This window comes from Bartonella sp. CL162QHHD (genome assembly GCF_042195435.1).
Lineage (GTDB): Bacteria > Pseudomonadota > Alphaproteobacteria > Rhizobiales > Rhizobiaceae > Bartonella.
The window spans coordinates 29,615-45,921 of the sequence record NZ_JBHIOG010000042.1 but is presented as its reverse complement, the minus strand read 5'-3'; the positions used below and the strand labels follow the sequence as shown (position 1 = coordinate 45,921).

At 40.4% G+C, this 16,307-nt stretch carries 16 protein-coding genes and 2 pseudogenes; 11 read left to right on the top strand and 7 right to left on the bottom strand.

Features of this window, described 5'->3' with window-relative positions; all coding sequences use genetic code 11:
• The first annotated feature begins 14 nt into the window (after positions 1–14).
• The 11 genes from ACFILD_RS03400 (at position 15) to virB11 (ending at position 6,934) form a co-directional block, all read left to right on the top strand.
• Entirely contained in the window at positions 15–416 is a 402-nt protein-coding gene (locus ACFILD_RS03400; protein ID WP_375664770.1) for an EexN family lipoprotein, read from the top strand.
• Positions 416–778 carry an EexN family lipoprotein gene (locus tag ACFILD_RS03395; protein ID WP_375664769.1) on the top strand — a complete coding sequence of 121 codons (363 nt, stop codon included), beginning with the start codon at positions 416–418 and terminating at the stop codon, positions 776–778. The genes ACFILD_RS03400 and ACFILD_RS03395 overlap by 1 nt, the downstream gene beginning before the upstream one ends.
• 26 nt (positions 779–804) lie before the next feature.
• Positions 805–1,008 carry a hypothetical protein gene (locus tag ACFILD_RS03390; protein WP_375664768.1) on the top strand — a complete coding sequence of 68 codons (204 nt, stop codon included), beginning with the start codon at positions 805–807 and terminating at the stop codon, positions 1,006–1,008.
• A 64-nt stretch (positions 1,009–1,072) separates the two neighbouring features.
• On the top strand, positions 1,073–1,348 hold the full coding sequence (locus ACFILD_RS03385) for an EexN family lipoprotein (RefSeq protein WP_375664767.1): 276 nt from the start codon (positions 1,073–1,075) through the stop codon (positions 1,346–1,348).
• A gap of 137 nt (positions 1,349–1,485) precedes the next feature.
• Positions 1,486–1,902, top strand: a complete 417-nt coding sequence (locus tag ACFILD_RS03380) for an EexN family lipoprotein (protein WP_375664766.1) — start codon at positions 1,486–1,488, stop codon at positions 1,900–1,902.
• Positions 1,903–1,948: 46 nt separating this feature from the next.
• Entirely contained in the window at positions 1,949–2,845 is an 897-nt protein-coding gene (locus ACFILD_RS03375) for a type IV secretion system protein (RefSeq protein ID WP_375664765.1), read from the top strand.
• A 6-nt stretch (positions 2,846–2,851) separates the two neighbouring features.
• A complete protein-coding gene (locus tag ACFILD_RS03370) occupies positions 2,852–3,136 on the top strand; it encodes a type IV secretion protein VblB7 (protein ID WP_375664764.1) in 285 nt (94 codons plus the stop codon).
• Positions 3,133–3,804: a virB8 family protein gene (locus ACFILD_RS03365; protein ID WP_375630945.1), complete on the top strand. Its 672-nt coding sequence runs from the start codon at positions 3,133–3,135 to the stop codon at positions 3,802–3,804. The genes ACFILD_RS03370 and ACFILD_RS03365 overlap by 4 nt, the downstream gene beginning before the upstream one ends.
• Before the next feature lie 2 nt (positions 3,805–3,806).
• Positions 3,807–4,658, top strand: coding sequence for a P-type conjugative transfer protein VirB9 (gene virB9 / locus ACFILD_RS03360; RefSeq protein ID WP_375630944.1), 852 nt, complete (start codon positions 3,807–3,809; stop codon positions 4,656–4,658).
• 27 nt (positions 4,659–4,685) lie between these two features.
• On the top strand, positions 4,686–5,864 hold the full coding sequence (gene virB10 / locus ACFILD_RS03355) for a type IV secretion system protein VirB10 (RefSeq protein ID WP_375630943.1): 1,179 nt from the start codon (positions 4,686–4,688) through the stop codon (positions 5,862–5,864).
• 17 nt (positions 5,865–5,881) lie between these two features.
• Complete coding sequence (gene virB11 / locus ACFILD_RS03350; protein WP_375663436.1) at positions 5,882–6,934, top strand: P-type DNA transfer ATPase VirB11; 1,053 nt, start codon at positions 5,882–5,884, stop codon at positions 6,932–6,934.
• Between the two features lie 868 nt (positions 6,935–7,802).
• Here the strand turns inward: virB11 and ACFILD_RS03345 are convergent.
• The 7 genes and pseudogenes from ACFILD_RS03345 to ACFILD_RS03315 form a co-directional block, all read right to left on the bottom strand.
• Positions 7,803–7,922: a type II toxin-antitoxin system RelB/DinJ family antitoxin gene (locus ACFILD_RS03345; protein WP_375630941.1), complete on the bottom strand. Its 120-nt coding sequence runs from the start codon at positions 7,920–7,922 to the stop codon at positions 7,803–7,805.
• Between the two features lie 293 nt (positions 7,923–8,215).
• Positions 8,216–8,416 (bottom strand): annotated as a pseudogene (locus ACFILD_RS03340) (HigA family addiction module antitoxin).
• Between the two features lie 164 nt (positions 8,417–8,580).
• A complete protein-coding gene (locus ACFILD_RS03335; protein ID WP_375630940.1) occupies positions 8,581–8,802 on the bottom strand; it encodes a hypothetical protein in 222 nt (73 codons plus the stop codon).
• Positions 8,803–9,376: 574 nt separating this feature from the next.
• Positions 9,377–10,750 (bottom strand): phosphoglucosamine mutase, encoded by a 1,374-nt coding sequence (gene glmM / locus ACFILD_RS03330; protein WP_375613213.1) that lies wholly within the window; start codon positions 10,748–10,750, stop codon positions 9,377–9,379.
• A gap of 551 nt (positions 10,751–11,301) precedes the next feature.
• The gene (gene ftsH / locus ACFILD_RS03325; RefSeq protein WP_375637580.1) at positions 11,302–13,464 is read right to left on the bottom strand and encodes an ATP-dependent zinc metalloprotease FtsH; all 2,163 of its coding nucleotides are present in this window, start codon (positions 13,462–13,464) and stop codon (positions 11,302–11,304) included.
• 114 nt (positions 13,465–13,578) lie between these two features.
• Positions 13,579–15,066, bottom strand: a complete 1,488-nt coding sequence (tilS, locus tag ACFILD_RS03320; RefSeq protein ID WP_375660650.1) for a tRNA lysidine(34) synthetase TilS — start codon at positions 15,064–15,066, stop codon at positions 13,579–13,581.
• 18 nt (positions 15,067–15,084) lie between these two features.
• Positions 15,085–16,307: pseudogene (locus ACFILD_RS03315) on the bottom strand (tol-pal system protein); the annotation flags it as partial.

The following is a 16,307-nucleotide window of genomic DNA, read 5'->3' as shown; positions in this document are numbered from 1 at the left end:
AGAGGGGCTTGAACATGAACAAGATCATCATAACAACATTGCTACTTTGCACAGGGCTCATCACAGCTGGATGTGAAAAAACCTATAGCGTCGCAGAATTTAAAAAAGATAAAAAATTGATGGAAGAGTGGAATGCTAAATGTGGATTCGCAGGAACTGCAAAAAATTGTGAAAACCTAAGATTAGCACAACTTGAACTTGAAAAGGAATATGAAGCAAAAGCTGAAGAAAGAGCACGTGAAGATGACGAACGTTATCGTAAAGCAATGGAAAAAGCTAAAGCTGAACAAGACGCCAGGATTGAAAAAATGAGAGCTGAGAATGAAAAATTCCGAGCTGAACAAGAAGCGAAAGAACGAGCCGAACGAGAAGCAGAAGAGCGCGCTAAAGCTAAACAACAACAGGACAATAAATAATGAATAAAGTTCTCATAACAACATTGCTACTTTGCACAGGGCTCATCACAACTGGATGTGAAAAAACCCATAGCGTCGCAGAATTTAAAAAAGATAAAAATTTACGCTTAGAGTGGGATGCTAAATGTGGATTTGCAGGAACTTCAAAAAATTGTGAAAACATGCGGTTAGCATTTTTAGAACTTCAGAAAGAGTATGAAGCAAAAGCAGCAGAAAGAAGTCGTAAAATTGACGAAGAAAATCGCAAATCAATGGAAAAATTGAAAGCTGAACAAGACGCTTGGATTGAAAAAATGAGAGCTAAACGAGAAGCAAGAGAACGCGCTAAAAGAGAAGCTGAACAACAACAAAATAACCATTAAGACACGATAAATAACAGAGCATCTAAATGGCAATAGAAACCAAAGGCATATTCACTAAGATAGACAATATGTTGATGAATCCCCTTGCAAAGACAATGGATAGCACCATTACACATCGCTATTGCGCTTTAGCTGCTCAACTTAAAGAGCTTTGTGCACTTTATAATATATTTATGGCAACATTATGTCGCTGCTCTAGATTTATCATCACTGGTTATAAAAACCGATAACACAAGCAGAATTTAAAGATTGTGCTCAAACATAAAAAACTGAAAGAAAGAAGGGGAAATATCTATGAATAAAGTTCTCATAACAACATTGCTACTTTGCACAGGGCTCATCACCGCTGGATGTGAAAAAACCTATAGCGTAGAAGATTTTAGAAAAGATGAAAAATTACGCCAAGAATGGGCAGCTAGATGTGACGGAGCAGGAGATTCGATAAACTGCCAAAACGTACGAATAGTACTACATGAAAATATGCGAAAAGACTTTCGTGAGTTTTATAATAGTCTTTACGGAAATAAAAATAAGCAAAAAACAAAAGAACAAGACAAAGGCAATAACTAAATCAGTAAAAACATTTATGGCAACATTATGTCTGTGTCCTAGATTTATCATCACTGGTTATAAAAACCGATAACACAAGCATAATTTAAAGATTGTGCTCAAACCTCAAAAACTGAAAGAAAGAAGGGGAAATATCTATGAATAAAGTTCTCATAACAACATTGCTACTTTGCACAGGGCTCATCACAGCTGGATGCGAAAAAACCTATAGCGTAGCAGAATTTAAAAAAGATAAAAAATTGATGGAAGAGTGGAATGCTAAATGTGGATTCGCAGGAACTGCAAAAAATTGTGAAAACTTAAGATTAGCACAACTTGAACTTGAAAAGGAATATGAAGCAAAAGCTGAAGAAAGAGCGCGTGAACGCGAAGAAGAAAACCGTAAAGCGATGGAAAGATTTGACGCCGCAATGGAAGCTCAACATCAAGCAAGGCAAGCTGAAATAAAAAAACTAAAAGCTGAAATGGAAAAAAGAAAGGCTGAAGAAAAAGCAAAAGAACAAGCCGAAAGAGAAGCAGAAGAGCGCGCTAAACAAAACCAAGATAATAATTGAATCAGAAATAATCATATTTGCAAAAATTAGATAGAATGGACGTGCAATGACATTCGAAGAAGTAGCTTACTTTACCATGGTAGAAAATATGTTAACGAAACCTATAATGAAAATAATGAATGATTCCGTTGAACATCTCTCAACAGGTTTAAGTACTCCGCTTAAAGCATCTTGTACAATCTACATTATATTTATAGGGTACAATATCATCTCAGGGCGTTCTTCTATGCCCTTATGGGAATTTATAACGACAGCTTTCAAACTTGGCATCATTGTTTCACTCGCCACTAATGCTGCTCTTTATAATGAGTGGGTCGGTAATATATTTTTTGAGGCTCTGCCGAATGCCATTGCACATGCCACACAAGGTACAATACACTCAGATAAAAATATATGGGATGATCTGATAAATAAAGCTATTTCACATATTTTAGATTCAACAAAATCTTCATCATGGCTTGCACTGGGGGCGTATCTTGTTTCATGGATTTATGCTTCGCTCTGTTACACAATTGCTATTATTTTTTGCCTAATTGGTTTTATCGTCACACTGTTTGCTAAACTTGGTTTGTTTCTTGTCATATCAGTAGGACCGCTCTTCATAAGCCTCTATATGTTTTCATCAACAAGGCGTTTTACAGAGGCATGGTTAGGACAAGTTGCAAACTTCATCATTTTACAGGTATTAGTCATCTTGCTTGGTAGTATGTATATCGAACTTGCAATGAGTGTCTTTACAAAAAACATTAAAGATTTCGTGTTAGCCTACGGCGAATTCTTCGTGGTTGGCGTTGGTGGTATTTTTCTTTTCTTCAATTTACCTGGCATTGCTTCCGCTTTAGCCTCTGGGGGAGCCTCCCTTACAGGCTCAGGAGGAGCTAAAACGATAACGAACGGTGCAAAAAAATTAGCATCACTAATAGCACAATTAGCAAAGGCCTAAGTTCAAATGCGGAAATTTAAAAAAATTGGGATTATCTTACCATTTCTCTTTCTCAGTGGCTGTGTGTCTTCACCAAACACACTGAAGTCACTCCCAAAGTGTGATGGATATTCTAAACGTCCACTCAACAGATCGATGTGGAATTGGGAAGGGAAAAAACCCACGCCCACGCCCATTATCATCAGTAACAACACCCCTTCACCCGTAGAAGGTAAGCTGGAAATGCTTCTGGCACAAAAATTAACGGATGAAGAAATCAAATCTTACAAAAATTGCGGGCAAAAAGCATGAAAGAAAAAGACATAGAACAATACATTGCTGAAGCGCGCTCGTTCGATCAAGATCGCATGCTCGCCTCACGCCGCACCACCCGCGTCTCGCTTGCCATTGCCGGCATCGCGGTTGCGGTTGCAATACTGTCTTCTCTCGCGGTCATCACCCTCACACCCCTTAAAACCGTGGAACCTTTTGTGATCCGTGTAGACAATTCAACCGGCATCACCGAAGTTGTGGAAGCCTTAAAAGAAGGTCCCACCAATGTCGACGAAGCAATCACACGCTACTTTGCTGCAAAATATGTCCGCTCCCGTGAAGGCTTCACCACAGAAGAAACACAACACAACTTCCAAACCGTCTCTCTCCTCTCTTCTTCTGAAGAACAGGAAAGATTTGCCAGCTGGTATGGAGCAAGAAATCCCCAAAGTCCTCAAATTCTCTATAAACACGCCGCCGTTACAATAACAATAAAATCAATCTCCTTTATCAATGACGATGTTGCCCAAGTGCGTTACTACAGAACCATTCATGACAATGAAACCAACAAAGAATTCATCACCCACTGGGTTGCAACACTTACCTTTGAATATATCAATGCCCCTATCTCTGTCCAAAACCGTTTGATAAATCCTCTAGGGTTTATTGTTAGTGAATATAGAACCGATCCGGAAGTGGTCAACTGATCATGACAAAAAAAATTCTTTTTCTCATTCTTAACATCGCTATTACCCTTTCTTTAACGCCTAGCCATGCCAGTATTTTTCCCACCCGTGCGCCAAGCGATAGCCGCATTCGCTTTATCAACTATGATGCCTATAATGTCACAAAAATTATTGGCTCCATACGCTCATCGGTACAAATAGAATTTTCTCCCAATGAAGAAATTGCCCATGTGGCAATTGGCAACAGCGTTGCATGGGAAGTCGCCCCCGCTGGCAATATTCTTTTCCTCAAAGCGCGGGAAGTCCAACCCATTACCAATCTCCAAGTCGTCACCACAAAGCTTGATGGCTCAAAGCGCTCCTATCAATTTGAACTCATGGTCAAAGATGGGGAAATTTCATCTGGACAAGAAACATATTTCCTTGTGAAATTTCGCTACCCACAAGAAGAAGCAGAACAAAGAAGACTCGCAGCCCTTATGCGACAAGAAAAACAACAAGCCCAGCGTATCGATAATGTCTTCAACGCTTCTGAAACCTACGGACCTCGCAATTGGGCTTACACCGCTCAAGGCTCTATCACTCTTGAACCCTCCTCTGTTTATGACAATGGCAAAACAACAACATTTACATTTCCAGACAACCAAGAAATCCCTGCCATTTACATTGTCAGCAATGACGGTACAGAATCGCTGGTTCCCAAAACCACAAGAGGCAACATGGTGATTGTCCATGCCATTAGCGCACGCTTCACCCTAAGACAGGGAAAAAACGTCCTATGCGTCTTTAACGAAGCCTATCAACCAAAAGGCACAAATCCAAATACCGGAACAACCTCACCATCTGTTGAACGTAAAATTGCATCAGATCTTTAAATAAGCGGGAATTGAAGGGGACAACACATGAGTGATAAATCAATCATCGAAGATCGCGGATCTATTGGGGATGGCAAAAACAATAGCGCCAAAAGCGCTGGCAAAAAAATAGTTGTCGCAATAGCTTGTATAGGAATCTGCGGCTATGTGCTCTGGAACATCTTATCCTCCCCCACAGAACAAAAAGACACCGCAAAAGCTCATAAAAAACAAGAAAAAAGCTTTCACAATTCCCTCGCCCCTTTAGAGCTCGCGCCCTCTGACCCGCGTGCAAACATAGCGCCAATAACCTTACCACCCCCACAACCACTCGCACAAGAACCCAAAAAAGATGACCCACTACTTGATGCCGCAAGACGTGCCCCTGTTCTCGCTTTTGCCAAAGGCTCTAAATCTCAATTAAAAGACATCGTCAACACGACTCTCAACCCCTTTGAAAAATTCCATGCCCTTGAAAATCTCGCGAATGCGCAAAATTCTCCTGCCCTTCAAGACACACAAAATTTTGCAACCCTCTTAAAACCTACCAAAACAGAAGAAGCAAAAGCAAAAGCAAAACTCATCGGCAATAGAAACTTTATCATCGCCATGGGAACCTCTATTCCCTGTATCTTAGAAACCGCATTAAACAGTGAGCAACCAGGCTTTGCAAGCTGCATCATCAACCGTGATATCCTCTCTGACAATGGGCGCGTTGTTTTGCTTGATAAAGGAACCCAAGTGATTGGCGAATACCGCGGAGGGATAAAACAAGGTCAATCTCGCCTCTTTGTACTCTGGACAAGAGCAAAAACCCCAACCGGTGTCATCATCGACCTTGCCTCACCCGCAACCGACAGTTTAGGCAGAGCCGGTTTTGATGGCAACATCAACACCCATTGGTGGGAACGCTTTGGCTCTTCCCTTTTACTCACCGTTATTGATGGTGCCACAACAGTTTTAACAAATAAAATAGTAGGCAATTCCAATAAAGAAGGTTCAAACAACTCTGGAGGCGGCGGTTTTGAAGGCGCAAACAACACTGGAAAAGATGCCGCCAGTATTGCTCTTGAAAATCAAATCAACATCCCTCCTACCTTAGAAAAATTTCAAGGCGAACTGGTCAACATTTTCGTAGCAAAAGATCTCGATTTTTCCTCTGTCTATAAACTAGTCGTAAAGAGCAAAAGAAACCGCTCTACTCCCAGCTATTCCTTTTTTCATTAAGCCAATAAAGTCACATTATGCCCTCAGCAAAAAATGCAGAACGCGCCTCCATCGTCTTAACAAAATTAAAGATCTTAGATGACTTCCTCAATGATGAGAATTTATTTGAAATTGTTATCAATCGCCCTGGCGAAGTAATCGTTGAGGGTCCCAATGGTTGGCAAACCCACATCTTAAAAGAACTAACCTACGGCGAACTAGAAGGGATTGCAAAAGTTGTTGCTGCCTACACAACACAAAAAATCAGTGTAGAAAACCCCGTTCTCTCCGCAACACTGCCAAACAACGAACGCATACAAATTGTTATGCCTCCAGCAGTTGCAGCCAATACCATTAGCATGACCATTCGTAAACCTTCATCACGCACTTTTTCTCTTGAAAGTTTACATGAAAACAATCTTTTTTCTGTTGCCCAAAACACCAGTTTCACACCCACGCAACAAATGACAGAACGGTTATCCGAACTCTCTGATACAGACAAAAAACTAACAGATTTGTTTCTGGCCAAAGACTTTTGCACCTTTTTAGAAAGAGCCGTTATTACACAACAAAATATCTTAATATCGGGCAAAACCGGTTCTGGTAAAACAACCCTCTCCAAAGCTTTGATTGCAAAAATCCCTGACTATGAACGAATTCTCACCATTGAAGACACGCCAGAACTTGTCGTTCCGCACGCCAACAAAGTGCAGCTCTTTTATTCAAAAGATAACCAAGGCTTAGCAAAAGCAGGTGCAAAAGAACTGCTTGAATCAGGATTACGCATGCGCCCCGACAGAATCCTTCTACAAGAGCTGCGTGATGGTACAGCCTTTTACTACATCCGTAATGTCAATTCTGGTCACCCCGGCTCCATTACCACCGTCCATGCCTCAACAGCCCTTGCAGCCTTTGAACAAATGACCCTTTTAGTCAAAGAAAGTGACGGTGGTGGTAATTTAGCACGCGATGATATCCGCGGCTTATTAATCTCGATGATAGATGTCATCATCCAATGTAAACGCCTCGAAGGCAAATTTCGTGTAACAGAAATCTATTACGACCCCTTCAAACGCCGTGATGCTTTTTAAAAAAACGCTACCCCTCACACCCTTTTTTATAAGCAAAAACTATACCAATAGAGCTTTCTTAAAAACACGATTATAAGCCGCGGATATCATCGCGTGCTAAATTACCACCATAGCTTCAAGTTCAGTGTCAATAATCGAAAACAACAAGTAAAAAGAAGTAAAAATATCATCCCCATTCCCAATCACGAATGCGCCCCACAGGAAAACCAAAACGTGCCGAAAATGATATCTATAACCCTATATTTTTTCTGATTTTTTTTGACATCAACATTTGCAGGAATATAGATACCAAATTTAGTATCCGCTTCACCTTTAGCTTCAGACAAGAGCTTCACGAGCACCTTGTAATATACGAGATCCTGCTTTATGTGCCTTATCCATTATTATTCTTTTCGATATTCATCAAGGCGCAATATAAAAATTTTCTTCAACGCATTCCTCTCTGATTTTGTCAAATTACCTCAAGATGATTGACTGTAAATATCTTCGATCAACACCGGAATATTTTAACCACCAAAAAAGGGTATAACTTTATATCCCCCACTTTTACTCTTATGCTTTTAAACCTAACTTTCCTTGGCTTTCTCTCAACCCTTGCATAAGACCACCAGCATCTGAATGAGTAGCAATAAAAGAAACAATATCAAATAATTATTCAGGCGATATGCCTTCTTCTTTCACAGAAATTCAATAAGCTGCCATTTCAATCACGGTTTGCATACATCATTCAATATACGGAAACACCCATAACGATAATGATGTAAATGAAAAGCTAATTTGAAGTGAATGATCAGAAATATCAAATATCCAAATGACAAAACAAATCTTACCTATCTTCAGCTATATCTCTTTACCCTTGTCACTTCTCTTAACCCTTGTCACTTTTCTCGAAAGTTTTAAGCGTTTTCGCATTAGAAATAGACATATCAAACGGCAATCCTTTTTCATGAACAACTTTTGTCAAAGCAATACGGATGAAATCAGACACCGTAAGTCCTAAACTTGCTAATATCTCACCGGATTTTTTTTAACGCCCTATCTATGCAGGCACGTACAACATCTTTTGTCACACCCATATTAAACACCTCCTTTGATTACCTCTCTTTTACCGTATGGCTTAATCGAGTTATGAAAATAAGATTTTATTCCTTGTCTTATCCGCGTTACATCTTTTGACCTTGTACGCTCATACGCATGATTTAGCTCTTGTATACGTCTCTGTTGCAAAAACTTAACTGCCATTTGAAACTCTTTTATGCAATCTTGATCATGAGACTGTTGTTAAAAAATTGCTTTTGATAGATCATAATTTGTTTGCATAGCAAGCCAAGCACGTGCTGTGCTTACACCAGACATTTCAAGCCTAATAGCAAGATTAGCACTCATAGCGGCTTTTCCATTTAAAACTCTAGAAAGTGCTACACGAGATATACCAAGCTACTCTGCTGCTTCATTAACGGATAAACCAAGCTCTTTGATCACATCTTCTCACAATAATTCACCGAGATGTGAAGGATTCTTCATCATTGTTTAGATCTGCTTTTTGATGATAATCCAGATAATCAACCATTTCGACATCTATGCTATCAAAGCGAAATATTACGCGACAATTTCCATTTACAGTAATTGACTAATAATCCTTGAAATCACCTTTTAGCAGATGTAATCAAAAGGACGGATAACTCAAAATCTTTTGGCGATACATCTCCTTCAAGAGCACTTAGAATACGCTTTAATTTTTGAGCATGGGCGGTTCTAATCCCTTCAGTCGTACCAGTATTATAGAAGGCTTCAATCCTTTTATGTTTAAATCCTAAAATCATAAATGAATATAGAGTGTCCCCCTCCAAGATCCAAAAAATGTTCATTATTTTTACATCACACGGCTTTTTTTACTTTATAAACATTAGAACTGTCGTGAAAAAATTGCTTATTCTCATCTCTTTCTCATTATTCTACTAATTATTGGAAAAGTATAAGTTCATAATTAGGAGGAGCTAAACGTAATAGGAGCGTATCATATCTCCAATTGGCAGCGGCACTTAGAAACATCAAGATGATATAACCACAATGACCATTGCTGTTTGATGTTCATGGGGCGCTGCACCCGCTGTATGTCCAGTAAAAAGAATGAATAACACTAATAAACTCCCCCTACAAACTCTGTTAAACTAATAACCGGTTTACGAATAAGTAAAAGAAAAAGGAAAATCAAAAAAAGGCATATTTTTCATATCTTACGAACTATAGAGAACTCTATACGCATTGTAGTTATTAGAATTAGACTTTTCCCTTTTTTATTTAATTTGTTCGTAGATAGAGTATCCATTACCGTTATTACATCACTAACAAAGTTAATAATCATACCTTTTGTAATTGCCAAAATCCCGCATTAAAATCAGACCTTTATTCAAAGATGATCTGATAATTTTCTCAAAAAAATCAAGATTCCTCAAGTGCAGTCCCCATGCGTACATCATGATGAATAATAACATCCATCAACTCTGTCACGACAGTGTCCAATACTTCTCGTGCATCGCCTTCAGCCATAAGGCGGATAACCGGTTCAGTTCCAGAAGCGCGGATCACCAGCCGTGCCTCTTTTCCCAACCGCTTCTCTGCTTGATCAATGGCCGCTTTGACGGGATTTTTTTTCAAGACATTTTTATTTTTAATCGTTACATTTTTTAAAATTTGCGGTACAGGTTCAAACCGTTTACACAATTGGCTCATAGGGCTTTGACTTTCCTTCATACAGGCTAAAATCTGCAATGCAGCCACCAAGCCATCACCCGTTGTGCCAAAATCACTGAGCACGATATGGCCAGAAGCCTCACCACCAACATTATATCCCTTTTGGCGCATGGCATCGACAACATAACGATCTCCAACTTTTGTCCTTACAAGGTGCAACCCTTTGCTATTCAAGAAACGTTCCAGTCCAAGATTTGACATAATCGTTGTGACAACACCATTACACCGTAATCGTCCCATTTTATGCCAATTTTCAGCAATTACAGCAATCAACTGATCTCCATCAACCGTTTGTGCTTTTTCATCAACAATGAGAACACGATCTCCATCTCCATCAAGAGCAATCCCCACATCAGCACGCACTTCATGCACTTTTCGTTTTAAAGAGCTTAAATCGGTTGATCCACATTTTTGATTAATATTGGTCCCATTGGGTTCATCATGAATAGCAAAAACCTCAGCCCCCAATTCCCATAAAGCACGGGGAGCCGCTTTATAAGCAGCCCCATTGGCACAATCCACAACAATACGCACAGTATCTAAGCGAACATCACGCGGCAAAGTTCGTTTGGCATATTCAATATAACGATAAATATCCCCCTCAACCCGTTTTGCATAACCAATTTCGGCAGAACTTGCTAAAGATTTTGAAAGATCTGTATCGATCAATTGTTCAATTTTGGCTTCCATATCATCTGAAAGTTTAAAACCATCAGGACCAAAAAGTTTAATTCCATTATCATAGAACGGATTATGAGAAGCAGAAATCATCACCCCAAGATCCGCTCGCAAAGAGCGGCAAAGCATTGCAACAGCAGGGGTTGGCACTGGACCCAATAAAAAAGCTTCCATCCCCGCAGCAGTCAATCCTGAAACCAAAGCGTTTTCCAACATATAACCAGATAATCGTGTATCCTTGCCAATCACCACACGATGAGATTGATGTTGTGAGCGAAATAAAACCCCTACAGCCATCCCCACCTTCATGGCAAAATCGGGTGTCATAGGAAATGAATTGGCTTTCCCCCGAATTCCATCTGTACCAAAATATTTTTGCACCATGCCTCTTTCCTTTAATATATAATTCTTCCCTTGGCTTTTCCTTAAACCCCTAACAAGCCCCCTTGGTACAATAGTCCCCCCGCTCCCCGTATAAAATCAGATCATTGATCTAAACCTTCATGCATTTAAACAATCAAGCCCCCTATTCACCATCTACACATCTAAACCACTCTCAAGCAATTATGTTTACACCCTTCCACATAAAAGCAATATTATCTCCTCAAAATGCTCTATACACCCCTTTAATACAACCAACGGATAATCTCACACACTTGCTAAATCCGTAAAGAAACCCAGCACCAAACCTCATACCCTACAAAATCAGCAAGGAAATCTATCGCCTAACCTCACAACCCTACCACATTAGAAAAGCAACAGTCCACCTCGCCTTGTAGCATGCTAAAGCCGTCATAATACAACGGCTTTGCTTAATTTTTTGCTTCCATATTTTTGCAAATATTACAAGAAAGGCGCAAACAAAACTTGCGCCTTTCTCAAAAAAATTAGAAGTTTTCCTAAAACATCGTCACTCAAGCGGTATTAAATAATTCTTATTTTTCTTTATCATCTCCCGCAGTATTGGACTTCTTTTCAGCATTACTTTTAGAGCGGTTGACTGATTTTGTAGTACCTTTTGTGCTTTGTGCTTTTTTCTCAGTCTCATCCGATTGCACTTCTTTAGACTGAGCCTCCTTAAGCGCAACATTACTGGATTTTGCTGTTTTTTTCCCAACAGCTGCCTCTGCTTTGTCTGCCTCGCCTTTATCGGTCTCTACTTTATGAGGCGCTGTTTTAGAGACTGCTTCAGCGTTTTTTTCATCCACCACTGTTGTCTCTGTCTTCATTTTTCCAGTTTTTGGAACAGAAGACCCCCGTGGCGCAGCACCCTCATCTTTCTGTGTGCGTGAAGGAGGCTTTCCTGCAATAACTTCGTTAATTTCAGCTCCCGTTAAAGTCTCATATTCCAACAAACCTTGTGCCAAAGCAAACCATTCTTTTCTTTTTGTTTTCAAAATGTTTGTCGCATTTTTATAGGCATCATCAATAAGCTTACGCACTTCCATATCAATCATGCGTGCTGTTTCTTCAGAGACATTTTGTGTTCGCGCAACAGAATGACCCAAAAAGACTTCATCTTGGTTATCGCCATAAGCTACATTTCCAAGCAGATCAGAAAATCCCCACCGTGTGATCATTGCACGTGCTAATTTCGTTGCTTGCTCAATATCAGAAGAAGCACCGGAGGTGATATTTTCCTTTCCAAACTTTAATTCTTCAGCCACACGTCCACCCATCATAATAGCCAAACGAGAAATCATCCACCGATAACTCATAGAATAGCGATCGCCTTCAGGCAATTGCATCACCATTCCCAATGCTCTTCCCCTTGGAACGATTGTTGCTTTGTGGACAGGATCAGCAACCGGCACATTAAGAGCCACAATAGCATGTCCTGCTTCGTGATAAGCAGTGAGTTCTTTTTCCTCTTGTGTCATAGCGGTTGAACGACGTTCAGCCCCCATCATCACCTTATCTTTGGCATCTTCGAATTCTTGCATCGTGACAACTCTTTTATTACGGCTCGCAGCCATAAGAGCAGCTTCATTGACCAGATTCATCAGGTCCGCACCGGAAAATCCTGGTGTTCCCCTTGCCAAAATTTTCAAATCAACGTTAGGCGCTAAAGGCACGTTGCGCACATGCACTTTCAAGATTTGCTCACGCCCAGAAACATCAGGGTTTGGCACAACAACTTGCCGATCAAAACGCCCTGGTCTCAATAAAGCAGGATCAAGGACATCAGGACGGTTTGTTGCGGCAATAAGAATAATACTTTCATTGGGCTCAAACCCATCCATTTCGACAAGCAACTGGTTTAAGGTCTGTTCACGTTCATCGTTTCCACCGCCAAGACCAGCCCCCCGATGGCGCCCTACAGCATCAATTTCATCGATAAAGATAATACAAGGTGCATTTTTTTTAGCCTGTTCGAACATATCGCGCACACGGCTTGCCCCAACACCAACAAACATTTCAACAAAATCAGACCCTGAAATGGTAAAGAATGGCACATTGGCTTCACCTGCCACAGAACGTGCTAGCAAAGTTTTACCGGTTCCTGGAGGACCAACAAGCAAAACACCGCGTGGGATACGCCCCCCTAAGCGTTGAAATTTTTGTGGTTCGCGTAAAAATTCAACAATTTCTTGAAGATCTTGCTTTGCTTCTTCAACGCCAGCAACATCTTTAAAGGTAATACGTCCTTGCGCTTCATTAAGCAATCTTGCTTTCGATTTCCCAAATCCCATTGCACCACGTGATCCATTTTGCATTTGCCGCATAAAAAAGACCCACGCCCCCACGATAATAATAACAGGTAATAAGGAAAAGAGGAGATTGAGGAAAATGCTATTTCCAGAGCTTTCAGGAATAGCTTTAACATTGACGTTTTTGCTTTCCAACTTTTGTATCAAACCTGGATCGCGAGGAGCATAGGTTGAAATAGCTCTATGTTCAATGGTTTTCCCTGTTAATTTTTGACCTTGAATGGTCACAGATTTCAACTCATTATTCTCAACTTTTTGCAAAAATTCAGAATAGGAGACTTCTCCACCACCAGAACGTTGGCTATCTCCATTAAAGAGAGAAAACGACACAATCAAAATCAAGGCAATAACTCCCCAAATAAGGAGAGAGCGGTAATTGGAATTCATATTCAGCCCACTTAATCAAATATAGATTTCAAACAGTTCCCCTTAACATATAACCTTGTCAGCCCCTTGCCAAGGGATGAGAAGCTGTTTATTTTCTTTTAGAGTAATTTTCCTTTATCTTTTCACCTCAATATTAAAAAAAGGTTCCACAACATTCACCAAGGCAGCATCTTCTCGTGAGGAAAGCCAATCGAAAGGTGCCATAATCCGCTTGACGATAACATGTTTATGAATAACTGCTTGAGAAATCAACTCTGGAATATCATACCCTTTATGATTTGAGATCATCAGCAGCGATTGTAAAGAGGGAAAATGAGGCTTTTCAAGCTCAAAATCGCTATTTTTTAATAAAAATTTCAGCTGTTCTAAATTTGCGGCTCCAACCTTTATAGCCTCATATCCATGATTTGTGATATGATAGCGCCCATCCCATATAAAAGTTTTATCTGGCTCAACGATAGCCTCTTTCATATTTCGCCCTTCACGCCACAAAGAAATTCCGTGCTTGTTATATTCAATAACAGAACCCGCATAAGTAAAACGCTTCTTTTCTGGAGAATCGAGACAGAGTTTTTGAACAAGCATGCTTAATTTCTGATTGGGGAGCAAATAAAATCCCCCTCCCATCAGCACAGCAAAGAGCCCCACCACGAAAGGAAAACTGGAATGTTTCTGTAAAAACAGCGCAGGCTTTGCTATGAAACAACGCCCATGTTGGACAGTAATATCCAGCGCTAAGATCAAATCAGCAATATTTTTGGCTTGTTGACGACGCTGCAATGCGGCTTCATTTATTTTTTGAGCAATATAAGCCAATTTTTGTGGAGAAAGAGATTGACGCACGCGCACACGTTCAAAATTGCGATCTTCATTGGTTGGATCATCAATCCATGTTTGTCCTTGTAAGCGTAAATAATTCCGTAATGTTTGGCGTTTTACACCAAGGAGTGGCCGAATCAAACGCACTTTTCTATGCAACAACGCCTCACGCGGAATACAGGATAAACCGCGCTCATAAAGGGGACCATAGTTTTTTTCGGCAATATTTTTTCTCGTTTTTCTGGTATGATCCTCATCACGTATACCCTCGGCTTCACCGCGCAAAGCACCAGCAAAACCACTGGCATAAACCTCATCGCGCATAGCAACAGCTTCACTATATAAAGCACCTCTATTCTTTTGGAGACGTTGATACCGCATATGATAGGTCTCAACCTGATCATTGAGTGTATGCCCCGTCATAATAAGTGATGCGCCTTGTTTTTGTGCTTCTTTAACCAAGAGATCATAGCGTGCAACACGCGCGCTGGAAGCAATATGCGTCTTTGGCTTTTCGCCTTCCCATCGCACAGTGATATGTTGAATATCATGGACACGACAAATTTTCGCAACAGTTTCTGCTTCACGCATCGATTCTTTACGCAATTGATGATCAACCGTGACAACAATCATTTCTGGAGGAAATGCGAGAGTTTCCAAATGCTCTTTGACCAAAAACATCAAAGCCAAAGAATCGCTTCCCCCTGAGACGGCAAGAATCAACTTCTGACATTGAATAAAATCCGATGTTTTAAAGAGATTTCTTGCCAGTCTAACGCACACCGAAAACGACCTCGCTGTTTATTTTGCAGGTTTACAAAAAACAGATGCTAATGTTTGTTGACGTTTTGATTTTTTCACAAAATGAGCACAATCGTCTTTATTTGGCTCAAGAGCGACCATACTTCTTGCTAATTTCAGCAAAATCTCAGAGGTATAGAGCTTCTTTTTATCTGCATACCATGCGGTAAGATAAACTTGTGCTGCTTCATGATAGCGTTTTTGCCCCAACAAAGATTCGGCCAACCAAAATAAAGCATCATCACTCAAAGAATCTTTTTTGTAACGATTTTGAAAAGCGCAAAAGCTTTTTTCAGCATCAACATAGTTAGCAGAACGAATAAAATCATACCCTTCCTTATACAAAGCTTTAGAAGAAGAAAGATTGTCACTCTGATGTGCTTCAATTGGAGCACTTACTTCATGCGCTTTGTTAAAAGGTTGACTGTTTTCATGATCATGGCTCTCCACCTTAGCTTCCACAGCAGCAACCTTTGTCTGATCACCTGTACTATGGTCCTGCTCTATCTCTTCTTTTACAGTCTGAGATTTTTCATCTACAGCAGACTTTTCAAAAGAACAAGAATAAACAGAAGAGGCTTCTGTATCAAAAAGCTCGTGAAACTGCTTGTTAACATTTTTTAGACTGTTATGCTCAAGCACCATTCGTATCTTATGCAAAAGCTTATCTAAATCATAATCTTTAAATAAAGCCTGTTGATTCTCTAAAATAATCCCTTGGTGCTCCGCAACACTAGTGGCTTTTTCCATCGCGCTAGATGCTGCTTTATCGGTTGCTTCAGGAGCTTCTTTTACAGCATCAATTGCCTTATTAACAGCGTCAGTGGCTTTTTCCACCGCGCTAGATGCTGCTTTATCAGCTGCTTCAGGTGCTTCTTTGACAGCAGCGACAGCCTTATTAACAGCGTCAGTGGCTTTTTCCGCCGCGCTAGATGCTGCTTTATCAGCTGCTTCAGGAGCTTCTTTTACAGCATCGACAGCCTTATTAACAGCGGCAGTGGCTTTTTCCACCGCGCTAGATGCTGCTTTATCGGCTGCTTCAGGAGCTTCTTTAACAGCATCAACAGCCTTATCAACAGCGTCAGTGGCTTTTTCCACCGCGCTAGATGCTGCTTTATCGGCTGCTTCAGGCGCTTCTTTAACAGCATCAACAGCCTTATTAACAGCGTCAGTGGCTTTTTCCGCCGCGCTAGATGCTGCTTTATCAGCTGCTTCAGGTGCTT

Excerpts from the sequence above, each read along its gene's own strand:
- ACFILD_RS03365 (WP_375630945.1), top strand. The coding sequence starts at position 3,133 with ATGAAAGAAAAAGACATAGAACAATACATTGCTGAAGCGCGCTCGTTC.
- virB9 (WP_375630944.1), top strand. The coding sequence starts at position 3,807 with ATGACAAAAAAAATTCTTTTTCTCATTCTTAACATCGCTATTACCCTT.
- ACFILD_RS03395 (WP_375664769.1), top strand. The coding sequence starts at position 416 with ATGAATAAAGTTCTCATAACAACATTGCTACTTTGCACAGGGCTCATC.
- ACFILD_RS03390 (WP_375664768.1), top strand. The coding sequence starts at position 805 with ATGGCAATAGAAACCAAAGGCATATTCACTAAGATAGACAATATGTTG.
- ACFILD_RS03370 (WP_375664764.1), top strand. The coding sequence starts at position 2,852 with ATGCGGAAATTTAAAAAAATTGGGATTATCTTACCATTTCTCTTTCTC.
- virB10 (WP_375630943.1), top strand. The coding sequence starts at position 4,686 with ATGAGTGATAAATCAATCATCGAAGATCGCGGATCTATTGGGGATGGC.
- ACFILD_RS03400 (WP_375664770.1), top strand. The coding sequence starts at position 15 with ATGAACAAGATCATCATAACAACATTGCTACTTTGCACAGGGCTCATC.
- ACFILD_RS03375 (WP_375664765.1), top strand. The coding sequence starts at position 1,949 with ATGACATTCGAAGAAGTAGCTTACTTTACCATGGTAGAAAATATGTTA.
- ACFILD_RS03335 (WP_375630940.1), bottom strand. The coding sequence starts at position 8,802 with ATGAACATTTTTTGGATCTTGGAGGGGGACACTCTATATTCATTTATG.
- ftsH (WP_375637580.1), bottom strand. The coding sequence starts at position 13,464 with ATGAATTCCAATTACCGCTCTCTCCTTATTTGGGGAGTTATTGCCTTG.
- ACFILD_RS03380 (WP_375664766.1), top strand. The coding sequence starts at position 1,486 with ATGAATAAAGTTCTCATAACAACATTGCTACTTTGCACAGGGCTCATC.
- glmM (WP_375613213.1), bottom strand. The coding sequence starts at position 10,750 with ATGGTGCAAAAATATTTTGGTACAGATGGAATTCGGGGGAAAGCCAAT.
- ACFILD_RS03385 (WP_375664767.1), top strand. The coding sequence starts at position 1,073 with ATGAATAAAGTTCTCATAACAACATTGCTACTTTGCACAGGGCTCATC.
- virB11 (WP_375663436.1), top strand. The coding sequence starts at position 5,882 with ATGCCCTCAGCAAAAAATGCAGAACGCGCCTCCATCGTCTTAACAAAA.